Below are 22,388 nucleotides of genomic sequence, written 5' to 3' on the forward strand. Positions count from 1 at the left end.
GCGGACCCGGCCGGGTCAGGCGCGCATGGGCGGTCTTTGCCACCCCCCTCGAAAGAGGGGGGTCACCGCCCCTTGTCGGCGGCCAGCCGGGTCAGTTCCACCCGGGACCGAACCTCGAGCTTTTGGTAGATCTCCCGCAGGTAGCCCTTGACGGTGTGCGTACTCAACACCAGGTGCCGCGCGATCTCTCCATCCCGGTAGCCGCGGGCGACCAGCGCCGCGACCTCGGCCTCGCGGGGTGTCAGCCGTTGCAAGAGCCACTCCGGTAGCCTCTCGCCGCCCTTGCCGGCTTGCAGGAAGGTGACAAGCGCGTCGCTGTCCTCCAACGTCACCGAGCGTTTGACCAGCGCGCTCGACCGCTCGACCGACCCGGCGGCGCGGGCATGATGGAGCGCCATCTCCTCGTCCAGCGAGGGTTCTGCGGGGGAACGGCGGGCAAGGATCGCGGCGGCCGAGGGGTTGACGTGCCGCTCGCCCTCCCGCAGGTCCGTAACCACCATCGCCTCGTCGCACAGGTCGATGGCGGCGGCGTACTGGTCTGCCCGCCGGGCGAGGGTGTCAGCCCGCCGCTGGGAGCCCAGCACGGCCCCGAGGAGGTCGGCGAGGTCCCGGGCCTGCTCCAGATGGGCAGCGTCGAATCCGTCGGCCCCGTCCTCCCGCCCGAGGTTGAGCGTCGCGACCACCCGGTCGTCGGCCACCACCGGTGCGTACACCAGGCTCGTCATCCTGTGCAAAGAGAACACTTCCTGATAGATCACCAAGGAGCGCCACTCAGCAGACGACATCATCGACAGGTTGTAGGTGACCGCCCGGTTGTCGATCGCGAAGTTGAGCACAGGGTCGGTACGCCGCGCGAACCTGTCGTACCGGGCCATGAAGTAGTCACTGACCCCACGCGCGGAGGTCCGCCGCACCTCGCGCGTGTCCGGGTCCAGCAGGTCGAAGCCGACGCACACCGGCCCGAAAAGGTCATCGATCCCGGCATACAGCCGCCGCGCGAGCTCGTCGAACGAACCCGCACGAACCAGATCCCCCGCGAACGCGATAGCGCTACGACTGCCGGCCACCATGCATGTCCCTCGAACCTGACCACGCCACGAACAAAGATCCTCTGACCCACTGGAAGTCGAATGTACCTGCCGGGGGAACGCCCGAACAGTGTCTGAGGACCGCCCAGCACTCGGAGGAATCAGGACGCGCGATCGGTGCGGCCGCCGTCATCGGCACAGCCTGGCGAACGGCAGACCTGCTTACGCCACTCGGCCGGAAGCTCGATTACGCCGACGACCGATCAGCTCACCCCGTTCCTCGACAGGAACGGCGCCGACAGGTGCCTGTTCTCTGGACCGGCATGCCGCAGCGAATACACCCGTTCGGGGACGGCGGCGGTGTGGTTGCCGTTCATAACGTTCTTCGTGTCACCCCAGCGAGATGGACCGCCGGGGTCCTAGGACGAAGGAGTCAGCGTGAGCGGCCTGGTTGTGCGGAAGACATTCGCCCAGATCGAGGAGATCCGGTCCGTGGCCGGCGAAGGCGACGAGGGCGGCCCGCTGCGCAAGGTGGCGGTGTGCGCGGTGGTCCGTAACCCCTTCGCCGGTCAGGGATACGTCGCCGACCTCTCCCCGATCGTCGAGGGCTCGGACGAGATCGGCACCTACCTCGGGGAGGAAGCGGTCCGCCTGCTCGGCTCCGCTCCGGAGAGCTACGGCAAGGGCGGGCTGGTCGGCACCGCGGGTGAGCAGGAGCACATCAACGCCGCCGTCACCTCGACGTTCGGCAACGCCCTGCGCAAGGCGATCGGCGGGGGCGAGGCCTGGATCACGTCCGTCACCAAGATCTCCGGCACGGACGCCACCATCGACGTACCGCTCGCCTTCAAGGACGAGATCTGGGTGCGCAGCCACTACGACGCCATGACAGTGCACATCCCCGACGCTCCGCACCCCGACGAACTGGTGATCATCGCGGTCGTCGCCAACCGCGGCCGGATCAACGCGCGGGTGGGCGGGCTCTCGAAGGCCGAGGCGCAGGCGCGGGTGACGTCATGAGCACCCTCGCTGTCGTCGGCGCCGGCACGGTGCTGTCCGGTGACTACCGCAGCCCGTTGATCGCCGACGCGGACACCGTGGTGAGCGAGGACGGGGTGATCGTCGCGGTCGGTCGGCGCGGTGATCTCGCGGACCTCGTCGACACCGCCGAGGTGGTGATCGACGCGAACGGCTCGACCGTAGCCCCCGGCCTCATCGACTCGCACTGCCACGTCGTGCTGGGGGACTACACACCCCGTCAGAAGACCGTGGACTTCCTCGCCAGTTACGTGCACGGCGGCATCACCAGTGTGGTGTCCCCGGGCGAGATCCACGCCCAGGGCCGCCCGCACGACGCGACGGGCGTGAAGGCCCTGGCCATCGCCGCGATGTCGTGTTTCAGGAACTTCCATCCCGGAGGCATGACCGTTCACGCCGGCTCCGTGGTGCTGGAGCCCAGCCTGAGCGACGAGGACTTCGCCGACCTGGAGAAAGCCGGTGTACGGCTGGCCAAGTTCGGGTTCGGTCTGTACGAGGACCCCGCCGACGGATACGACCAGGTGCGCTCGGCCCAGGCCCACGGCATCACCGTGATGTGTCACTCCGGCGGCGCCAGCATCCCCGGAAGCAAGCCGATCACCCCGGACCACTTGCTGCACCTGGCGCCCGACGTGTGCGGGCATGTCAACGGGGGGCCGACCTCGCTGTCGGTCGAGGGCGTCGACAAGATCATCGACGAGACGCGGATGGCGTTGCAGCTCGTGCAGGCCGGCAACCTCCGGTCGGCGGTCCGCATCCTCCGTAAGTGCCACGAGGAAGGCCATTTCGCTCGGGTCGTCATCGGCTCGGACACCCCGACCGGTACCGGTGTGATGCCGCTGGGCGTCATCAAGACCGTTGCCGAGCTCTCCTCGCTCTCCGGGATCGACCCCGCACAGGTGTGGGCCGCCGCCACCGGCAACAACGCCCGCACGTGGGACCTGCCCGCAGGTTTCATCGCCCCCGGCGCGACAGCCGATCTCGTGGTCATGGACGCCCCCTGGGGATCCACCGCCCCGGACGCGCTCGGTGCCCTCGCCATCGGCGACATCCCCGGCATCACCGCGGTCGTCACCCAAGGTGTCCTGCGCAATCTGACCAGCCGCAACACGCCGCGCGCCGCTCGCCTCGTCGACGTCACCCCGCCGATGCCGCACCTGTCCGCAGCCGGCCACTAGGCCGCACCACAAGCAACCAGGGAGCGTGTCATGTCCCTCCACGTCATCTTCGAATCGGCCAAGTGCCAGGGGTACGCCAACTGTCTGATCGAAGCACCCGAACTCTGGGACTTCGACGAGGACAAGAACACCGCCGTGCTGCGACTGGAGAACCCCGACGACACCCTGCGCGCCCACGCCGAGGCCTCGGCACGCTGCTGCCCGGCCCAGGCCATACGCGTGGAGGGCGCGGCATGAACCGCGTCGTGGTCGTCGGAGCCTCCCTGGCCGGCGTCAGCGCCATCGAGTCCCTGCGGGAACGGGGCTTCCAAGGGGACATCGTCCTCGTCGGCGCTGAAGACCGACTTCCCTACACCCGGCCCCCGCTGTCCAAAGACGCTCTCACCGCAGGGCTGCGTGAATCGGCGCTGCGGCTGCGGGAAAGGGAATGGTTCGACGAAAAAGGCGTCACGCTGCAACTCGGAGAGGCAGCCACCGCCCTCGACACCCACGACCGCCGACTGTGGCTCGGGTCCGAAACATCCATCGCCTACGACGGCTTGGTCATCGCCACCGGATCGATATCGCGCCGGATGCCCATGACCCTGTCCATGCCGACCGCACACACCCTCAGAACCTACGACGACGCGGACCTGCTGCGTCAGGCACTGCAGCGTGGCGGTCACCTGGTGGTCATCGGCGCCGGATTCATCGGCCTGGAGACAGCGGCCACCGCCCGCGCTCTCGGCCTGGACGTCACCGTCGTCGACGTCATGCCCACCCCCATGTACCGGTTCGGAGAACAGGTAGGGGTTTGGTTCGCCGATCTGCACGAGCGCAACGGAGTCCGGATCGTCTGCTCCACCGGCGTCGACTCCTTGCGTGCGGCCGGTGATCGCGCCCACGTGCTGCTCGACACGGGGGAGACCCTGACCGCCGACACGCTCCTCGTGGGAGTGGGCGGCATTCCGGCGACGGCCTGGCTGACGGGCTCGCCAGTCGGCTTCGCCGACGGTGTGCGCTGCGAACCGGACCTGTCCACCGGCGTTCCAGGGATCGTCGCCGCCGGCGACGTCGCCCGCTGGCACAACAACGTCTTCGACGAGACCATGCGGGTCGAGCACTGGACCAACGCCGTCGAACAGGGCATACACGCGGCGGGAACACTGCTGGGCGAGCGCGATCCCTTCGAGTCCGTTCCCTACTTCTGGACCGACCAGTTCGAAGCCAAGCTGCGCTGCGTCGGACGCATCTCCCCGGACGACACCATCGCCGTACTGCGCCGCGACGAGAACTCGCTCGTCGCCGCCTACGGACGCGACGGCACCATCCGCGGAGCGGTCTGCGTCAACGCCCCCCGGCAGCTCGCCACCCTGCGCAACGCCATCGCGCAGCGCGCGGACTTCCGCGAGATCACCGGCAGCGGCGCCACCCCGGTGACCACAACGCCCTGACCCGTCCTCTGCCCGCCGGCTGCCGTCCCGGCAGCCGAGCCCGGACATCTACCGAGTAAAGGAAGCCCGATGACCCAGTCGTCAGTCGCCGCCAACCGCGACGCCCTCTCCACCATCGAACTCTTCCCCCAGGACGAAGACTGGTCGCTGCAGACCATGCGTCTGCTGGCACAGGTCGCCGTCGGTGGCTCCGACCTGTTCGAGTGTGCCCGCACCGCCGCCCGCATCGGCCGCACCAGCACCGACGGCGAACTGTGGCAGAAGGAATGGAGCCGCACCGCGCAGGAGGTCGCCGCCGCTGCCGAAGCCGCCCTCGCCGAGGGCAACATCACCACCGCCCGCCGAGCCTTCATGCGCTCCTGCGGCTACTGGCGTCACTCGGAGTTCTTCCTCAACTCCGACGACCCGCGCCGAGAACTCGCGTACACCACCGGCACGAAGAATTTCCAGCGCTCCGTCGAGCTCTCCGACGGTGTCATCGAGCGCATCAAGGTGCCCTTCGAGGGCATCACCATGGACGGCTACATCGTCCGCCCCGACAACTCCGGCAAGCGACGGCCCACCGTCCTGTTCCTGGGCGGCGCCGACTCCTGGGCCGAAGAGCTGTACTTCATGGGCGGCACCGAGTTCCCCGCCCGCGACATGAACGTGGTCATGGTCGACACCCCCGGCCGCGGCAGTTCGCTGCGCTTCAAGAAGCTGTTCAGCCGCCCCGACTACGAAGTCCCCGTCGCCGCCATCCTCGACTTCCTTGAGCAGCGTGACGACGTCGACGCCGACCGCATCGGTGTGGCCGGCGTCAGCTTCGGAGGCTACTACGCCCCGCGAGCCGCCGCCTTCGAACCCCGTATCAAGGCCGTCGCCGCCTGGTGCGGCACGTGGAGCATCCTCACCGACTTCTACGAGTTCTACCCGCCGCTGCAGCAGCAGTTGCAGTGGCTGTCGGGCTCCAAGGACGACGCCGAGGCCCGTGAGAAGTTGGCCGCGTTCACCCTCGACGGTGTCGCCGACAAGCTGTCCATCCCCGTGTACGTCATGCACGGCACCGACGACATCATCATGGACATCGCCGGCGCCCGCCGCTTCATCGACGCGCTGACCACCAAGGACGTCACCGTCGACATCTACGACGGCGCCGGTTCGCTGCACTGCAGCTACGACTACTTCTCCGTGGCCACCGCCCGCCTGGCGGACTGGTTCCTCCACAAGCTCGACGTCGACCAGGCGAGGGCCTGAGCCCCCTGGGCACGCCCCGCACCCACCGGACCCAGGCCACAGGGAGGTGACTTCGTGTACGCGATCCACCAGCTCCTCTGGGAGATCCGCCGCGATCCAGAGGTGAAGAACGCCTACCAGGCCGACCCCGACGCCGTCCTCGACTCGTACGGCATCGACGGCGAATACCGGCAGTGGATGAAGGACCTCGACTTCAAGGCCCTGTACGAGAGCGGCATCAACCCCTACCTGCTCTATTTCTGCGCCATCCAGCTCCAGGTCGACCGAGCCCAGTACTACGCCCAGATACGAGGGGAGACGCAACGATGAGCCGCAACGGACGCATTGTGGGAGTCTTCGCGGCCTCCCACTCGCCGGGCATCACCGGCTGGCCCGAACGGGTACCCGCCGATGTCCGCGCCACCGTGGAAGACGCCTACGCCGAGGTGCGCAAGCGGATCGAAGAGCTGCGGCCCGACGCCGTCATCGCCGTCTCGGTGGAGCACTTCACCAACTTCAACCTCGGCAACCTGCCGTCCTTCGCCATCGCCACGGCCAAGTCCTATCTGGGGCCCACCACCGCGGAGATGGCCGCCTTTCTCAATGTCGAACAGCACCACTACCCCGGTCACGCGGAGCTGGGCAGTCACCTGTACTCCCACGCTCTGCGGGCGGAGTTCGACCCCGCCCTGGTCGAAGGCGGCCTGGAGTTCGACGAGAACTTCTGCGTCCCGCTCAAGCATCTCGACCCGGACTCGAAGTATCCGCTCGTCCCGGTGATCGTCAACGGCGTCAATCCGCCCTGGCCCACCCCCAAGCGGTGCTACGACCTGGGACGGATGATCCGTGATGCGGTCGAGGCCCAGAGCTTCGCCTCGCGCGTCGTGGTCCTGGCGACCGGAGGCCTCTCGCACTGGGTGGGCCTGCCGGAATCCGGCTCCATCAACGAGGACTTCGACCGTGACTTCATCTCACGCCTTGAGTCCGGAGACCCCACGCGCCTGACCGACTACACCCAGGACGCCATCGATGCGGCCGGCAACGGAGCGCACGAGATCCGCACCTGGCTCGCAGCCGCGGGCGCCGCCCAGACCGGCTTCGACGTACTGGCCTACGAACCCGTGCCCGAGTGGCTCACGGGCACCGCCGTTGCAGCCGCCCGGCTGTGACACACCCTCCCCTCTCTCTGTCCAAGGAGAATCCCTATGAGCAAGCTGCCCAAGGTCACCGGCCGTGACATGCGGGGCGTGATGGCCTACCCGCCCACCCCCGCCCTGCCGGGCGCCGAGCGCGTCGACGCCGTCGACACCGTCGACCTCCAGGAAACCGAGCGGATGATCGGCGCCCTGATCCGCGACGGCGTCGACGCCATCGCCCTCAACGGCACGCTCGGCGAGATGGCCACACTCACCCTGGAGGAGTGGAAGGCCTTCGCCGCCTGCGCGGCCGAGACCGCCCGCGCCATCGACCCCGACTTCCCGCTCTTCATCGGAGCCACCACGCTCAACACCCGGGACACGGTGGCCCGGATGAAGTACCTCGCCGACCTCGGCGTCACCGGCACGCTGCTGGGCCGGCCCATGTGGGGCGAGATGGTCGCCCCGGTGATGGACCGCTTCTACCGCGACGTGGCAGAGGCTGTGCCCGAACTCGCCATCGTCGTCTACGACAACACCGCTGCCTTCCGCGGGATCATCCCCCGGAGCGTGTACAAGACCCTCGTCGAGCTGCCGCAGGTCGTCGCTGTCAAGTACGCCGGTGGCGCCTCCGTCGGCTTCCGCTACCACAACGACATGGCCCACACCGGCACCAGCTTCCCGCTGATGTCGATCGAGACGGACTGGTTCCCGGCCTGGGAGCTGTACGGCGAGGAGCTCGTCGGCATGGCCTGGTCCTCCACCACCGCCATGGGGCCCGGCCCCGTCCTGGAGCTGCGCGACGCGCTGCAGCAGGGCCGCACCGACGACGCCCGCTGGCTGACCGAGCGGCTGCGCTGGGCCCACGAGCCCTTCCTGGTCGGCCAGGACTTCATGGAGTTCGCCAAGTACAACATCCCGCTGGAGAAGATCCGGGTGAACGGCGCCGGCTACATCAACGTCGGCAAGTGCCGCCCGCCGTACACCGAGGACCTCGTCCCCGACGTACACGTCCAGACCACGGCCCAGCACGTCGAGCGCTACGCGCAGATCAAGACCGAGATCGAGAAGCGGTTCGGGCCGCGTACGCCGAAGCACCAGGGATGACCGATGACACCACAGGCGGAGCAGCAGCAGCTGGATGCCTGGGTTGAGAACACCCGGGCGGGGATCACCGCAGGCCGGTTCCCCGCCCGGGCCTTCAACGACCAGGCCGTGTACGACCTCGAGCAGGAGCGCCTGTTTTCCAAGGCGTGGTGCTTCCTCGCCCACGAAAGCGAGATTCCCGCACCCGGTGACTACGTCACTCGCTCCATCGGCAACAACAACCTCATCGTCGCCCGGGACGAGCACGGTGAGATCCACGCCAGCCTGAACATGTGCCGGCACCGCGGCAACGTGATGTGCAAGTCCGAGATGGGCAACGCCTCGCACTTCCGCTGTTCCTACCACGGATGGACGTACAAGAACTCGGGTGAACTCATCGGCGTGCCCTACATGAAAGAGGGCTACGAGGGCCAGCTCAAGCGCAAGGACTGGGGCCTGGTCAGCGTCCGCGTCGACAGCTACGAAGGCCTTGTCTTCGGGACGCTCGACGGGCAAGCCCCCACACTGGCCGAGTACTTGGGCGACTTCCGCTTCTACCTCGACCTCTACCTCAAGCACGGCTTCGGCGGCTGCGAGGTGCACGGGCCGCCGGACCACTGGATCGCCGACACGGACTGGAAGATCTGCGCCGAGAACTTCGCCGGCGACGGCTACCACACCCCCGTGGCCCACCAATGGGGCTTCAACCTGGGCTACTTCCCGTCGTCGGGTTCCACCCACAGCCAGGGCTGGGCCGCCAGCATCCCCGGCAAGGGCCACGGCATCGGACTGGGCCACAGCCCCAACTTCCCGGCCTTCGGCGGATTCCCCGACGAACTGGTCGAGGAGATGAAACAGACCCTGACGCCCGAGCAGGTCGAGGTGTTCGCCAAGACCCGCACGGCCGTGGGCACGGTCTTCCCGAACCTCTCCTTCCTCATGCAGCCCTTCAGCCTGGTACCCGGCGAGCCGGGTGTCCGCTTCGTCACCATGCGGCTCTACCACCCGGCCGGCCCCGGACGCATGGAGATGTACTCCTGGTGCCTGGTGCCCAAGAACGCCTCGGAGGAGTACAAGGCAGAGGCCTACCGCGCCTACACCCTGGCCTTCGGCCAGGCCGGAACCTTCGAACAGGACGACTTCGAGAACTGGACCAAGGTCACCCAGTCCGCAGGGTCGACCATGGTCAAGGACCTCGACTTCCCCTACATCATGGGCATGCACAGCGAGCCCGACCCCGAATTCGCCGGTCCCGGCCATGTCGTCACGCCCTACGTCAACGACACCAACTTCCGGAATCTGTGGACCCGTTGGGGCGACTACCTGGCCGGGGAGGCATGATGGGCGACCAACTCGCCGTGGATCACACCACGGTGGCCGAGATCCAGGCGTTCCTGTACCGCGAGGCGCTCGCCCTCGACGAACGGCGGTTCCGTGACTGGCTGGCCATGCTCACCGACGACATCACCTACGAGGTGCCTGTCCGGGTGACTCGTGAGGCCCAGGCCGACTGGGAGCTGGCCCCCACCTCGCGCATCTTCGACGACGACCGTCAGACGCTGGAGGTGCGCGTGCGGCGGCTGGAGACGGATTTCTCCTGGGCCGAGCAGCCGCCCTCCCGCACCCGGCACTACGTCACCAACGTGCTCGTCGACGCCACGGACCTGCCGGACGAGTACCTCGTGCACTCCAACTGCTTCATCTACCGAAGCCGAGGAGACAGCCCGACGCCCAGTTTCTACTCACTGTCCAGGAAGGACACCGTCCGTAAGGAAGGCGACGGATGGCGGCTCGCGCGGAGGTGGGCGGCGTTCGACCAGTCGCTGATCAACGCGCACAACCTGTCCATCTTCGTCTAGCCGGCTCCCGCCGCACTGATCAGGAGGCCATGGTGGACACGTCGAGCCACACGCCGAACATCGAACGCCCGGACATCGGTGAGGAGTCCCACTACCCCGAGGGCCCGAGCACCGACGGGCCGATCATCATCGCGAACGAGTTCGCGGACGTGGTCATCCGCAAGGTGGAGACCAGGAACGGCATGCGCCTGGACATCTGGTCGCCCCGCCGGGGCAGCCGCGTGCTGCTGGACGCCGTGGCACTGGACTGCCTCAGCTTCCAGGAGCCCGACTTCATCACCGAGATGCTGGCCAGGAGGCCTGCACCGTGAGCGGGTGCCTGGAAGGGATGCATGTTCTCGTCGTGGGAGGCGGCGCCGGCATCGGCAAGGGCGTGGTGCTCGCCTATCTCGACGAGGGCGCGGTGGTGACCGTAGTCGAACGGTCCGAGCACCATGCCGAAGCACTGCGGCGGGAGACCGAGGGCAGACCCCTGGAGGTGGTCGTCGGGGACGCGACCGCTCCAGCTGTGCTCTACGAGGCCCTGTCGCAGGCCGTCAGCACGACCGGCGGGCTCGACCATCTCACCTGCTGTGTCGGCGTGTTCGACCACTATGCCTCGCTGCGCGAGCTGTCGGTGGACGAACTCGTCACGGCGGCCGAGGAGACCTGGCGGGTGAACGTCCTGGCCACGCTCGTCGCGGTCAGGATCGCCTGGCCCGCTCTGCACGAGGCGGGTGGCTCCGTCACTCTGACCTTGTCGGAGTCGGCGTTCCACCCCGTGGGCGGCGGGGTGCTGTACGGCACCTCCAAATGGGCTCTGCGCGGGGCGGTGCAGCACCTGGCGGCCGACCTGGCCCCATCCGTCCGGGTCAACGGCGTAGCCCCTGGCGGCACCACCGGCACTGGTTTCTCCGGCCTCGCGGCGCTCGGGGAGAGCGAGTCATCGGTCGGTGCGGTCAGCGGCAGGGACGAGCGGATCGCCGCGGGCACCATGCTCGGGGTGACACCTTCACCGGCCGATCACGCCGGCGCCTACGTCTACCTCGCCGACCCGAGTGCCTCCCGGGTGGTGACCGGCCTCGTCATCAACAGCGACGGAGGCCGCGCCCTGCGGTAGTGCGCCGGGTGCGGCTGGCGGGCGAAGCAGGGTCCTGCAGGTCATGGTGAGCCACGCCGTAATAGGGCGGGTGGCGGTCTTGGAAGACCGCCACCCGCCCTATCTGTCTGCAGTGTCGGGGCACTATCGGCTTGCGGGGCCATGTGTCGAGGCCCATATCAGCTGGATCAGCTCGGCGCGATTGGCCACGTCGGTCTTGGCGTAGATGCGCTTGAGATGCTGTTTGACCGTGTTCTCGGAGACGAAGGCGCGTTCCGCGATCTGTTTGGTCGTCAGGCCCTCGCTCACGAGCTGGGCGATGTCCCTCTCCCGGTTGGTCAGAACCTGCCAGTCCGGCAGCCGGCCCTCGGACCGCCGCCCGGAGTGCTCGAAGAGCACCGTCGCCGCGGCAGGCGTGCCACCCGCCAGACGGACCGTCTTGGCGATGACGTTCTTCCCGCCGGCCGTGGAGACCGTCCGGCTCACCACTTTCTTGCCGTCGCGGGCGAATGCCGCGGTGGCGTCCATGATGGCGCGGGCCAGCCCGTCGGCGGTGGGCAGACTGCCGTCGGGGCCCAGCGGTACGGGCCATTCACGTCGCGCGGCACGGTTGAAGAACAGCACCCGACCGCCGAGGTCGGTGATGATCACCGGGTAGTCCAGATGATCGAAAGCGTTCTCGATCAGCGCGGTGCGCTGGGCCGTCGCCTCAAAACGCAGTGAGCGTTCCATGCTCCGTCCGACGTGTTCGGCGATGCACTGGGCGGCAGTCAGGTCCGCGCGTGAGAAGGGTTCTTGGGAGGCGCTGCGCGCGAAGTTGATCGTGCCGAAGAACACCGCTCCCGACATGACGGGGGCCAGGAGCGAGTGCTCGTACCGGGCCACTGCCAGAGCCTGGCGGGCCCCGCTGCGGTCCCACTGCCCGCCGGGCAGACGCGACGAGTCCAGAGCCGTCTTCTCGTCCATCACCCGGCTCAGGATCGGGTCGTCGTCCCGGCCGTACGCCTCATAGGCATCCAGGAACTGGTCCGAGGTGACGGCGTGCACGTCCAGAACTCGTCTGGAGTGCTCGTCGAGTCGGTACAGGCCGACGGCACTGGCCGGGATCACGGCGCGCGCGTGGGCGAGGTAGGCGTCGACGACTTCGCCTCGGGTGAGTGCCGACTGCATGGCCAAGGCGAACCGCTCTGTGCTGCGGGGGTTCGGGCTGGTGGTTCTCATGGTGGCTCCAGACGGTTGAAGCACGAATGCGGCGTCCGGCTACGTAACGACCACGGACCGGACGCGGGGGTGGGAGCTGCTGCCCCGCCTCACGCGTCCGGTCCGACAGGCCAGCAATACGGTCTTGCCGGTCAGGGTTTGCTGGTCACACCAGGTTGGCCGCGTCGCGGCCGGCCTTGATGCCTGTGTGGATTGCGCCGTCGATCAGGGCGTAGCTGCCGCTGGCCAGGTCGGCTCCGGAGAACAGAACTCGGCCCGCTCGGGACCCGACGAGGTCGAGCTGCTGCTGCAACTGTCCCGGAGCAGGTACGGCCCACGTGCCGCGGAACATCGGGTCGGTGGTCCAACTGTGCGTGGCGACCTCCAGGACGTCCACGTCGGGCAGCCAGGCCCGCAGCACACGTTGCACGTCGGCGGAGGAATGACCGTTCACCGCGGTAGCGTCAGGGCCGAAGGCGACAGCGATGTGGTCCTCGCCGATCGGCCGGTCGTACTGCAGCAGCACGAAGGGGTGCCCCTCCGGCGCGAACGCCATGTACGGGGTCCTGTCGCCCTTGATACGACAGACGACCTTCAGGCCTCCGGAAATCTGTCCGGCCTCGGCGACGGCAGTGACCTGCGGTCGCTTGGGCGAGAACTCGATCTGCGACAGGACGTTCACCGGCACGGCGCACACCACCGCACCCGCCACGACAGTGGACCCGTCGGACAGTTCGATCTCCACGCCCGAAGATGTCTCGGTCACCTTCCTGGCGGCCGTGGACATCCTGAAGTCGGCCTTGATGTCGGAGACGATGCCGTCGACCAGGAGCCCCGTCCCGCCCGTGATCTTGTAGCGGGAGATGACGTCCAGCATGACCTGCCAGTCCCAGCCGGCTAGCGCCAGCCAGCGCAGTGCGAGGGTCAGGCCGGCTTCGCTGAGCGGAGCCTGGCAGGCGGCCGCCCAGAACGAGGACACCATGGCCCGTTCCTGCCGGCTCATCTCCACCCGGTCGAGGAAGTCGCCGAGGCTGAGCTTGTCGAAGTCGAGGGCCGCGGGGGAGAACAGCGGGTCCTGCGGGCGAGGGTAGGCCTCGCGGGCGGCCTCGGCCAGGGCCTGCATGCCCTTGTCCAAGAGGCCGAAGACCTCTTCCTCCGAGCCCTCTATGACGTCGCCGTCGTCGAGGAAGAGCAGGTGCTCCGGTGAGGCGAACTCCTCGATCTTCAGACCGTAGCGTGACACTTCCGACCACACATGGGGCTGCAGCCAGTGGATGTCGGTGCCGCCCATCTCGATCCGGGTGCCGAGGCGGTCGTCAGTCCAGGTTCGACCACCCAGCCTGTCCAGCGCCTCGATGAGGACCACGGACCGCCCCAACTGGGAGGCTTCCCGAGCGGCTGCCAGACCGGCGAAACCACCGCCGATCACCGCCACATCGTATCGAGTGCTCACTTGGCTACCCCAATCTCCACCGAGAACTTGCGGAAGGGCGCGTGGAACGTCCAGGTGGACTCGCTTCCACGCTGGAAGAAGGCGGAGTCGCCGGCTCGCAGTACCAGCTCCTCCTCTTCGCTGGTCTTGATGTGGACCTCGCCCTCGATGATCCAGACGTACTCGTCGGCCTCGAAGAGGTAGGGCACCGCGGTGCGGTCCGGGTACGCCCCCTCGGCGACACGGAAGACGCCCGTGCGGACGTCCTCACGGCCGCGGACTTCGGAGAGCTGCCCTGTCTCGCGTCCCTCGACCAGGAACGGGACGTATCCGCGCTCCAGTTGGGCGGCATCCACGACGGTGTGCTGGGTTCCCATGGTGAGATCCTTTCGGTCGTGCTCCACAGTTGGCCGGGCCGTCACCGTGCCTCGGCCTTCGAGTCTTCGGACAGGCCCTCGGCGCTGTTCGACAGTTGCTTGCCGTGGCGTTCGGCCCGGCCTGGCAGCAGGAACCCGATCACGGCGAGGACCGGGACGAGCCAGGGCAGACAGTTGGCGAACCAGGTGGTGGAACCGGTCTGGACGTTCCAGTTCTTCAGCAGGAACACGATCGCCGTGGTGAAGCCCGCCCCGGCGATCAGAGGGGCTGCCAGCCGTACCCACCAGTTCTCTCCGCGGTGGTCACGGCCGAAGAAGTACATGACCGCGATACACAGCACCCCCATCAGCGTGATCAGTCCGAACGTGCCGACAGCCAGCAGCAGTGCGAAGACGGTCGTCGGGGCGACTCCCGAGAGGTAGCAGGCAAGGATGACGACCATGGCGATCACGGTCTGCGCCAGGCTGGAGTGGTGGGGCGACTTCCACTCCGGGTGGGTGTGCGCCAGCTTCTGCGGCAGCATGCCCTCCCGTGCCAGGGAGAACTGGTAGCGGGAGACAGCGTTGTGGACGCCCAGACAGGCCGCGAAAGTGCTGGTGACGAACAGGACCTTCATGACGACGACGAAGGCACCGCCCAGGCTGTTGTCGGCGACCGTGTAGACGAAGTTCGTCATGTCCGTGAGCGCCGCGTTCTGCACGTGGTCCGGACCGTAGGCCAGCACCAGCACCCACGAGGAGACCATGTGGAACAGGGCGATGACACCGACTGCCACGTAGGCGGCTCGCGGGATGGTGCGCCGCGGGTCCCGGGCCTCCTCACTGTAGATCGCGGTCGCTTCGAACCCGATGAAGACCACGACGCAGAACATGAACCCGGCCCCGACGTCCCCGTGGAAGATGTGGCCCAGTTCGAACGGAGCGGAGGTGTAGCTGCTCGCCGGGGTCTGGAAGATGACCGCCACATCCATGACAGCGATCACTGCGACCTCAGCCAGCATGAGGATGCCGAGCACCCCCGCACTGAGGTTGACGTCCCGACGGCCGAGGATGCCGACCAGGGTGAGACCGGCGAGCATCAGGACGATCCAGGAGATGTTCCAGCCGGTGGCCTCGTGGATGAACGCGGAGGTGGTAAGCGACAACAGCGCCCACAGGGCGAGGATCATGGTGTGGTAGCTGAAGAGCGCCACCAGTCCTGCGGCCTGCTGCGCCCGGCGGCCGAAGGCGGACCCGATGTACACGTAGAACCCGCCGGCGTCGACGACATGCCTGCTCATCGCGGTGTAGCCGACCGAGAAGAGGATCAGCAGGGCTGCGACGAACAGGAACAGGCCGGGAACGCCTGCCCCGGGACCGAGAGCGAAGGCCAGGGGGATCCCGCCGATGAGGGCGGACATGGGACCGACGGTGGCGACCACGAAGAAGACGATCGCGGTGACGCCGAGCGAGCCGGTCCGCAGAGCGGTGTGCTGGGCAGGTGGCCCAGGCGATGTGGCGTTGCTACTCACTGGGGCGTCCCTGCTCACTGGTAGGGGTAGATCCTGCGGCCGTGATTGACCGAGACCCACTGAAGGGTCGTGAGTTCGTCGATGCTTGCCGGACCGTTGAGCCTGCCGATCCCGGACTGCTTCTCCCCGCCGAACGGCACGATCGGTTCGTCGGCGATGGTGGCGTCGTTGATGTGGATCATGCCGGTGTCCACACGGCGGGCGATGCGCATCCCGCGGGCGATGTCCCGGGTGTGGACGGCGCCGCTGAGCCCGAAGTCGCTGTCGTTGGCGATGGCTATCGCCTCGTCGTCCGTGTCGAATTCCAGCAGCAGCACCACGGGCCCGAACAGTTCCTCCCGTGCGATGTCCGCGGACGCCTCGACGCCCTCCAGCACGGTCGGGGCGAACACGTTGCCCTGGGCCGAACCGCGCAGCAGCGCGGTCGCTCCGCCGTCGACCGCGGCGTCGACCTTCTGCTCCAGCGTGGCGACAGCGCGGGCGTTGATCAGCGGACCGACGATCGTGTCGGGAGCGGCGGGGTCACCGGTCCTCAGTTCGGACACCTTCGCGAGGAAGCGCTGCTTGAACTCCGCCGCGATGGAGGAATGCAGCAGGATGCGGTTGGCCGACATACAGATCTGGCCCTGGTGGGTGAACCGGCTGAACACGGCCGCGTCGACGGCGTAGTCCAGATCGGCGTCGTCACACACGATGAAGGCGCTGTTGCCGCCCAGTTCGAGAATGGCCTTCTTGAAGTGGCGTGCCGCCACCTCGCCGACGTGGCGGCCGACGGCCGTGGACCCGGTGAAGGCCAGGACCCGGGGCACAGGATGTTCCAGGAAGTAGTCGCCGATCACCGGGATCTCGGTGACGGTGACATTGAGGAGACCGGCCGGCAGTCCCGCCTCCTCGAAGATTGAGGCAAGCAGAGTGCCGCCGGTGATCGGAGTCTCCTCGTGCGGCTTGACGACCACGCCGTTGCCGGTGGCCAGAGCTGGTGCCACACACTTCATCGACAGGAAGAACGGGAAGTTGAACGGGCTGATGACCCCCACGACCCCGACCGGCTTGCGGAAGACATAGTTCTCCGTGTCCTCGACCGGGGACGCAAGGATGCGGCCCTCCATGCGCAGGGGAAGGGTCGCTGCCTCCTTGAGACAGTCGATCACGAGCCCGATCTCGAAGGCCGCCTTGAGCCGGGTTCCCCCCACTTCGGCGACGATCAGTTCGGTGATCTCGTCCGTCCGTTCCTGCACGATGCGGGCGGCGTTCTCGAACACCGTCCGCTGCGCGTAGGCGCTCTGCCTGCTCCACCTCTGCTGTGCCGTCGCCGCGGACTGGTACGCATGGTCGACGTCCTCCCGCGTTGCCACCGCGAAGTCGCAGATCGGGTCACTGCTGTAGGGATTGAGATCGACGAGTTTCTTCTCGCCGGAGCCGTCCCGCCAACGGCCTGCTATGTACTGCTGAGCCAACCGCACCGTATCCATCAGTCGCCTCCGAATAGGTGACCGGACTCACAGAGGTCCGGCTTGTGGGGGCGATCGTGGCACCAGCGTCAGCGGATGACTTCCGTAGAACTACGGAGGTGCGGCTACGGGACTACGGAGGCGCGGTACGGATACTTCGCTCCGAAGACGGGCGATGTTGCATCGGGAGACATGTGGACTAGGTACTTTCCAGGGTTCAGGCCCTGATCTGGCAGGGCGGGAAGCCGGCACGCGCACCCGAGCCGTAAGACTCGGGTGGGGATCATCGGAATGCGAGGGCAGATGTCCGTTGTGCGTCGGAGGGCCGGGAACGTCCGCCGCTCACCCGGACTGACCGTCACCGTCGGCGTAGAGCATCCACGTGGCCACCTGGGTGCGGTTGACCAGTCCGAGCTTCGTCAGGATGTGGTCGACATGACTTTCGGCTGTCCTGGGCGAGATGGCCAGGGTGCGTGCGATCTGGCGGTTACTCATCCCCTGCGTCAGCAGGTGGGCTACCTCCAGCTCCCGCGCCGTCAGCGGTGCGGTGGTCTCCTTCTTCGGTCGCACGGGGCCTTGCTCCGACGCGGCCTCCAGCAGTTCATCCCGGCTGAGTCGCCCGCCTTCGATGTAGGCCTTGTCGAACGCCGGCTCGCCCAGCACGCCACGACTGTCGTCCAGACATCGTTCCCGGTGCTCCGCGAGCAGCCGGAAACCGGAGAAATAGCCACCGAGCACGCTCCACATCCTGTCGGCGACACCGAACAGCCGGGCTGCGGCCTGATGCCGACCGCCACGGGAATCGCACCATGCGAGCAGTTCAACGCAGTGAGTGAGCAACAGTTGATCGTGAGATGAGCGCAGCACCGAGAGTGCCGACTGCCGTGCACTTTGCAAGTTGTTCTGCATCCACGCGTTCACGCCCTGTGCGTACTCGATATAGCCGCGCCACATCACGTCTTCGTACTCATCACAGGCGGTCAGCCCACGATGCCCGAGCGCAAGAGCCTGGGCGGAGTCCCCCGACAATGCGGCCAGCAGAACGGCTACGCCGCTTGCGTCCATGAACAGCACGCGAGCCCGCGCGCTGTCCAGCCGCTCGTAGATCGCCAGCGCCTGTTCCAGCCGTTCCCGCGAAGTGTTCAGCCGGCCGTGCGCCATCTCGACCATGGCATCAACCTGCAGACTGAGTCCCTCATTGAGCCCGTCTCTAGTCCCCCGGTAGTCGGATCTGGCGGTTTGCAGGAGCTTCTCCGCCGAGCGCAGTTCGTCCCGCAATACGCACAGGTACGCCTGGATATACAGCGCACGCACGCGATCGGCCGCGTCCACACCCCCAGAAGGAACGGCTAGGACACGCCGCAGGACACCGAGGCCTTCGGTCAGGCGACCGCTGACGAACCAGAAATTCCACAGGTCGGCGGCCATGCGTACAGCAACAGCACCCTGCGAGGACGCCAGGCCGTGGTCGATGGCTGCCATGGCATTGGGGTAATCGAGCTGCAGCTGTTCCAGGCGGCGGAACTGTCCCGGGCCTGGCCAGTCGAGCGTGAACCGCGACAGCACGCGTTCGTAGTGCTCCATGCGGCGGTCTGCCAGCTGCTGACGGATGTCCGCGCTGTCCAGCTTCTCATTCCCGTAGTCACGCGTGACGCGCAGCAGTCGGTAACGGCTCGGGTCAGTGACGTTGTCGACCACGACCACGGACTGGTCGACCAGGGAGACGAGTACATCCAGAAGATCCACGCCGTCGAGCGGGGGAGCCCCACACACCGCCTCAACGGCCGTCAGATCAAACGTGCCGTCGAATATTGTGAGTCGGCACCACAGGAGACGCTCTACCTCCGAGCAGAGTTCGTAGGTGCCGGCTGTCAGGGAACGCAGTTCGCGATGGCGCGGCGCGACGTTCTGGGTACCAGCCCGTGGAAAGTCGGGGCTTGCCTGCATCCGATCGATGATCTGCTCCACCGACAGGGCCCTCACCCACGAGGCCGCCAGCTCGATGGCCAGCGGCAGCCCGTCGAGGCGTCGGCACAGTGACGCTACAGCTTCGGCGTTGTGCTCCGTTACGGAAAAGTCCGGGCGTACGAGTCGGGCCCGCTCTGCGAAGAGCTGGACGGACGCATAGCTCACTGCGCCCTCGGCCGTCGTCCATGCGCTCGCAGACGGAACCGGCAGCGGTGCGAGCGTCATGAGTGTGCCCCCGTCGACATAGATCGCGCGCCGGCTCGTTGCCACAAACCTGGTGCGGTCACCGGCTTGCAGCAGCTCCTGAACCATTGCGACGCCATCGACGCCCAATAGTTCGCATCCGTCCAGCACGATCACGGCTTCGAGCTGCTGAAGGCCTTCCGTGATCTGCTTCAGGGGCAGCGACGAGTTCTCCCGCATGCCCACGGCGGCGGCGATGCAAGAGCACAGCTCCCCGGGCTCGCGCACCTCGGACACATCGGCGACGAAGACGCCGTTGTCGTATTGCCCAGCCCACTCCTGGGCGACCTCCGTGACCAGCCGTGTCTTGCCCACACCAGCTGGCCCGATGAGCCCGACGAAACGATTGGACTGCACCGCATGGCGCAGCGTTTCCCTCTCACGCTCCCTGCCGGCAAAAGTCGTGGCATAGCGGACAGGGCGCGACCCGACGGTGGCGTCGATCAATTCAGTCCTCGCATCTCAGCCACGCCTGGCCCGATACGTTCGGTGTATCGGCAGGGTGCTGATGGGTGTATCCGTGCCGGTCACGGCATCCCCCCTAGGCCAGGGGAGGGCAGTGGTGATCCCGTGCTGCGCCTCATGATGACATCCAGCCAATTCGGTCCGAAAGCATCGCGCATCCGGATTATGCGCAGCTCAGGGACCGTTCCAGCCACTGGCACCGGTTGGCGCCGGGCCGTGCTGGACACTCTGTGACCGAACCACCAGCGTGGGGTGCGTATCCGGCATCCAGGACCACCAGCGCCTCGGGGGCACCCTCAGGCCTCCGGCCACCGGCCAGCGGGGCGTCCAAGATCGCCACGATCCGCTTCACCCGGGAGCTCGCGCACCGCATGCAGGGCACAGGTCTCACCACCTCGGCCTTCCACCCCGGAGTGGTCGCCACCGAGGTCACCCGCGACAAGGCACTGCAACGGGTTGTGATGAAGTCCCGGTTGGGCAAGGCCTTTCTTCTCTCTCCCGGGAGGGCGCCCAACCCCTGCTGGCCACCGTCGACCCGCACTCGTTGAATGGCACCTACTTCCACCGGCTCACCCGCGAGGAACCTAAGTGGTCGGTTCCGGAAGTCCTTCGGGGGTTGACTGCGGCCCCGCTGTCTCGTCCTGTGTGATGTTGCCCCTCACCTTTGAGGGAGCCGCACAGTGGTCGTGACCCGGGGCGCCCCGCCCGGAATGAGAAGCGGTCCCCGACCAGCCCGATCTTGCTGCGGCGGGCTCACGGCGTCCGCCCAGGTGGCGGTGTCGGCCTTCCCGCACCTGCCGTGTGCCCGGCCCGTTGTCTTGCGTTCCTCTACTCCGGCGCGCAGCCGCGCAGGATGGACGCGAGTGCGGCTCACTGAGGAGTGACCGTCGAAGGCGGTGGTGTTGTCCCTGCGCCGTCAGGGCGTGCGATGGCTGCCGGCCGATTCGTCGGCGGATTCGCCGGGCAGCCACTGCAGGGCGAACCAGAGTTCCATGCGGACGCCGGGATCCTGAAGGTCGACGTCGAGGAGTTCCGCGACCCGGGCCAGGCGGTGGCGCACGGTGTTGCGGTGCAGTTGGAGGGCCGCGGCGGTGCGGTCCCAGCTGCCGTGGAGAGTCAGCCAGGTCCGCAGGGTGTCGAGGAGGACCGGGGCCCCCGGCGCGCCGGCGCGGTCCAGCGGGGCGAAGCGGGCGCGGGCGAGCTCCCGTCCGTCGTCGGGGGCGACGAGCGCGTGCACGGTGAGGGCGGCGGAGGTGTGGACGACGGCGGGTGCCCCGGCGGCGATCGCGCGCTGCAGGGCGCGTTCGGCCTGTACGTCGGCGTACGGCAAACCGGCCGCGGCCGCGGGCGCGCTGAAGCCGAGGACCCAGCCGAGGTCGGCGGCCCGGGCGGGGACGCTCGGCCTGGCGTCGGGGGAACAGGGGATCAGCGCCTTAAGATTCGGGCCGTCCATATGAAGGTAGGGGGTGCCCAACGCGGCTCCCAAGGCGGCGAGTTGGGCCGGGTCGCCACCGGGCCGCAGGGCCGGCGCGGACCGTGCGGGCCGGTGCCGGCCGTGGACGACCGTCCAGTGGTCGCCCGTCGCCCTGCCGTCGGGCACGAGGGCGGGCGCGACCTCGGCGGGGGTGGCCCCGAGCATGAGCCGGACGAGCGCACCGGCGCTGTGGGTGTCGGTGCTCAGGGCGTGCCGCGGGCTGGTGAGCAGGGCCAGCAGAACCGTCGCCATGCTGGTCACCTGGCGGTGGACCAGGGTCGGGGTCGTGGTGGCGGCCTGGCCGAGTACCAGTGCCGTGGTGGTGCTGTCCGCGCCGGGCAGGGTGTGGACGGTCAGGTGGATGCCTTGATGGTGGTGAGCTGCCGCCGTCGGTGCTTTGCCCGCCGTATGCCCATGCCCTGTGCCGGAGTGGGCGGCGACGGTGCGTACGGCGAGGTCGCGGACGAGCTGTGGTGTGGGGGAGGGAGGACGCGGGCCCGCGCCGAACAGTTCATTGCCCTGGGCGTCGCAGAGGACCGCCCAGGCCCCCGTGCGGGCGCTGAGCTGGGTCAGGACGGCCTGGAGCGCGTCCGGGCGGGCGGCGGCGGACGCCATTGCCGACTGCGCCCTGGAGATCTCTCTCAGCTCGCGGTTTCGGGCCTCGGCGATGGCGGCGTACGTGGCCTGCCCGACGGCGACGAAGGGGGTGGAGGGCGGCAGGCGCAGCAGCGGCAGCCCGTGGCGGTCGCAGGCGTCGACGAGCTCGGGCGGCACCTCCGGGTGCACCGGAGCGACGCCGAAACCGAGCGCGGCCACACCGGCGGCGACGACCCGCCTCACGTACGTGTCGACGCCGTCCGCGTCGCGAGGGAGACGTACCCCCGCGGTGAGGAGGAGCTCGCCGCCGACGAGGTAGGGCGAGGGGTCCTCGATCTCCGTGGTGCCGACCGTGCTGACCGGACGGTCGTCGGCCGGCCCGGCGACCCGGCTCAGGCCCAGCCCCGGGTCGGCGAGCAGCACGCTGAGGGGCACGGACGGCTGCTCGGTCTCGGTCATGGACTCGGTCAGGGGCTCGCTCATGAGGACGCATCCTCCCAGCCCGGCGGCCTTGCGCAGGAGTGCCGGATTCATCCAATGGACGCCTCCATATTGGACAGATCCTGCACTTCAGCGCCAGGAAGAAACGTCGGTACGGTCGTGTGACCAGCGAGACGCC

At 67.9% G+C, this 22,388-nt stretch carries 21 protein-coding genes; 13 read left to right on the forward strand and 8 right to left on the reverse strand.

Annotated features, from left to right (window positions below; all coding sequences use genetic code 11):
- Positions 1-62: 62 nt before the first annotated feature.
- Positions 63-1,070 carry a helix-turn-helix transcriptional regulator gene (locus ABT114_RS02165; RefSeq protein ID WP_351137568.1) on the reverse strand — a complete coding sequence of 336 codons (1,008 nt, stop codon included), beginning with the start codon at positions 1,068-1,070 and terminating at the stop codon, positions 63-65.
- A gap of 396 nt (positions 1,071-1,466) precedes the next feature.
- Here ABT114_RS02165 and ABT114_RS02170 point away from each other — a divergent pair, with 396 nt between their 5' ends.
- The 12 genes from ABT114_RS02170 to ABT114_RS02225 all read left to right on the forward strand — a co-directional run bounded on the left by ABT114_RS02170 (position 1,467) and on the right by ABT114_RS02225 (position 11,072).
- Complete coding sequence (locus ABT114_RS02170) at positions 1,467-2,048, forward strand: amino acid synthesis family protein (protein WP_351137570.1); 582 nt, start codon at positions 1,467-1,469, stop codon at positions 2,046-2,048.
- Positions 2,045-3,244 (forward strand): amidohydrolase family protein, encoded by a 1,200-nt coding sequence (locus ABT114_RS02175; RefSeq protein WP_351137572.1) that lies wholly within the window; start codon positions 2,045-2,047, stop codon positions 3,242-3,244. The genes ABT114_RS02170 and ABT114_RS02175 overlap by 4 nt, the downstream gene beginning before the upstream one ends.
- A 30-nt stretch (positions 3,245-3,274) precedes the next feature.
- Positions 3,275-3,481 (forward strand): ferredoxin, encoded by a 207-nt coding sequence (locus ABT114_RS02180; protein ID WP_351137574.1) that lies wholly within the window; start codon positions 3,275-3,277, stop codon positions 3,479-3,481.
- Positions 3,478-4,677, forward strand: coding sequence for an NAD(P)/FAD-dependent oxidoreductase (locus tag ABT114_RS02185; protein WP_351137576.1), 1,200 nt, complete (start codon positions 3,478-3,480; stop codon positions 4,675-4,677). The genes ABT114_RS02180 and ABT114_RS02185 overlap by 4 nt, the downstream gene beginning before the upstream one ends.
- Positions 4,678-4,746: 69 nt before the next feature.
- A complete protein-coding gene (locus tag ABT114_RS02190; RefSeq protein ID WP_351137578.1) occupies positions 4,747-5,913 on the forward strand; it encodes an alpha/beta hydrolase family protein in 1,167 nt (388 codons plus the stop codon).
- 54 nt (positions 5,914-5,967) lie between these two features.
- Positions 5,968-6,222, forward strand: a complete 255-nt coding sequence (locus ABT114_RS02195) for a hypothetical protein (RefSeq protein WP_351137581.1) — start codon at positions 5,968-5,970, stop codon at positions 6,220-6,222.
- Positions 6,219-7,061: a DODA-type extradiol aromatic ring-opening family dioxygenase gene (locus ABT114_RS02200; RefSeq protein ID WP_351137583.1), complete on the forward strand. Its 843-nt coding sequence runs from the start codon at positions 6,219-6,221 to the stop codon at positions 7,059-7,061. Before ABT114_RS02195 ends, ABT114_RS02200 begins: the two co-directional genes overlap by 4 nt.
- A gap of 36 nt (positions 7,062-7,097) precedes the next feature.
- A complete protein-coding gene (locus ABT114_RS02205) occupies positions 7,098-8,135 on the forward strand; it encodes a dihydrodipicolinate synthase family protein (RefSeq protein WP_351137585.1) in 1,038 nt (345 codons plus the stop codon).
- A gap of 3 nt (positions 8,136-8,138) precedes the next feature.
- Complete coding sequence (locus ABT114_RS02210) at positions 8,139-9,455, forward strand: aromatic ring-hydroxylating oxygenase subunit alpha (protein ID WP_351137587.1); 1,317 nt, start codon at positions 8,139-8,141, stop codon at positions 9,453-9,455.
- Positions 9,452-9,973 (forward strand): aromatic-ring-hydroxylating dioxygenase subunit beta, encoded by a 522-nt coding sequence (locus tag ABT114_RS02215; protein ID WP_351137589.1) that lies wholly within the window; start codon positions 9,452-9,454, stop codon positions 9,971-9,973. The genes ABT114_RS02210 and ABT114_RS02215 overlap by 4 nt, the downstream gene beginning before the upstream one ends.
- Positions 9,974-10,002: 29 nt before the next feature.
- Positions 10,003-10,284, forward strand: a complete 282-nt coding sequence (locus ABT114_RS02220; RefSeq protein ID WP_351137591.1) for a dihydrodiol dehydrogenase — start codon at positions 10,003-10,005, stop codon at positions 10,282-10,284.
- Positions 10,281-11,072 carry an SDR family NAD(P)-dependent oxidoreductase gene (locus ABT114_RS02225; protein ID WP_351137593.1) on the forward strand — a complete coding sequence of 264 codons (792 nt, stop codon included), beginning with the start codon at positions 10,281-10,283 and terminating at the stop codon, positions 11,070-11,072. Before ABT114_RS02220 ends, ABT114_RS02225 begins: the two co-directional genes overlap by 4 nt.
- A 123-nt stretch (positions 11,073-11,195) precedes the next feature.
- On the opposite strand, the gene ABT114_RS02230 is transcribed toward ABT114_RS02225, so the two are convergent.
- The 6 genes from ABT114_RS02230 to ABT114_RS02255 all read right to left on the reverse strand — a co-directional run bounded on the left by ABT114_RS02230 (position 11,196) and on the right by ABT114_RS02255 (position 19,680).
- Positions 11,196-12,272, reverse strand: a complete 1,077-nt coding sequence (locus tag ABT114_RS02230; protein WP_351137595.1) for a LuxR C-terminal-related transcriptional regulator — start codon at positions 12,270-12,272, stop codon at positions 11,196-11,198.
- A gap of 145 nt (positions 12,273-12,417) precedes the next feature.
- Positions 12,418-13,704 (reverse strand): flavin monoamine oxidase family protein, encoded by a 1,287-nt coding sequence (locus tag ABT114_RS02235; RefSeq protein ID WP_351137597.1) that lies wholly within the window; start codon positions 13,702-13,704, stop codon positions 12,418-12,420.
- Complete coding sequence (locus ABT114_RS02240; protein WP_351137599.1) at positions 13,701-14,060, reverse strand: cupin domain-containing protein; 360 nt, start codon at positions 14,058-14,060, stop codon at positions 13,701-13,703. The genes ABT114_RS02235 and ABT114_RS02240 overlap by 4 nt, the downstream gene beginning before the upstream one ends.
- Before the next feature lie 41 nt (positions 14,061-14,101).
- Entirely contained in the window at positions 14,102-15,571 is a 1,470-nt protein-coding gene (locus tag ABT114_RS02245; RefSeq protein WP_351137601.1) for an APC family permease, read from the reverse strand.
- A gap of 14 nt (positions 15,572-15,585) precedes the next feature.
- Positions 15,586-17,043 carry an aldehyde dehydrogenase family protein gene (locus tag ABT114_RS02250; protein WP_351137603.1) on the reverse strand — a complete coding sequence of 486 codons (1,458 nt, stop codon included), beginning with the start codon at positions 17,041-17,043 and terminating at the stop codon, positions 15,586-15,588.
- A 321-nt stretch (positions 17,044-17,364) separates the two neighbouring features.
- Complete coding sequence (locus tag ABT114_RS02255) at positions 17,365-19,680, reverse strand: LuxR C-terminal-related transcriptional regulator (protein WP_351137605.1); 2,316 nt, start codon at positions 19,678-19,680, stop codon at positions 17,365-17,367.
- Between the two features lie 248 nt (positions 19,681-19,928).
- Here ABT114_RS02255 and ABT114_RS02260 point away from each other — a divergent pair, with 248 nt between their 5' ends.
- Positions 19,929-20,246, forward strand: a complete 318-nt coding sequence (locus tag ABT114_RS02260) for an SDR family NAD(P)-dependent oxidoreductase (protein ID WP_351137607.1) — start codon at positions 19,929-19,931, stop codon at positions 20,244-20,246.
- Positions 20,247-20,614: 368 nt separating this feature from the next.
- Here ABT114_RS02260 and ABT114_RS02265 read toward each other — a convergent pair whose 3' ends face one another.
- Positions 20,615-22,303 (reverse strand): PucR family transcriptional regulator, encoded by a 1,689-nt coding sequence (locus tag ABT114_RS02265; protein ID WP_351137609.1) that lies wholly within the window; start codon positions 22,301-22,303, stop codon positions 20,615-20,617.
- Positions 22,304-22,388: the final 85 nt, after the last annotated feature.

This window comes from Streptomyces sp. NPDC002088, from assembly GCF_040296605.1.
In the GTDB taxonomy this organism is placed as follows: Bacteria; Actinomycetota; Actinomycetes; order Streptomycetales; family Streptomycetaceae; genus Streptomyces.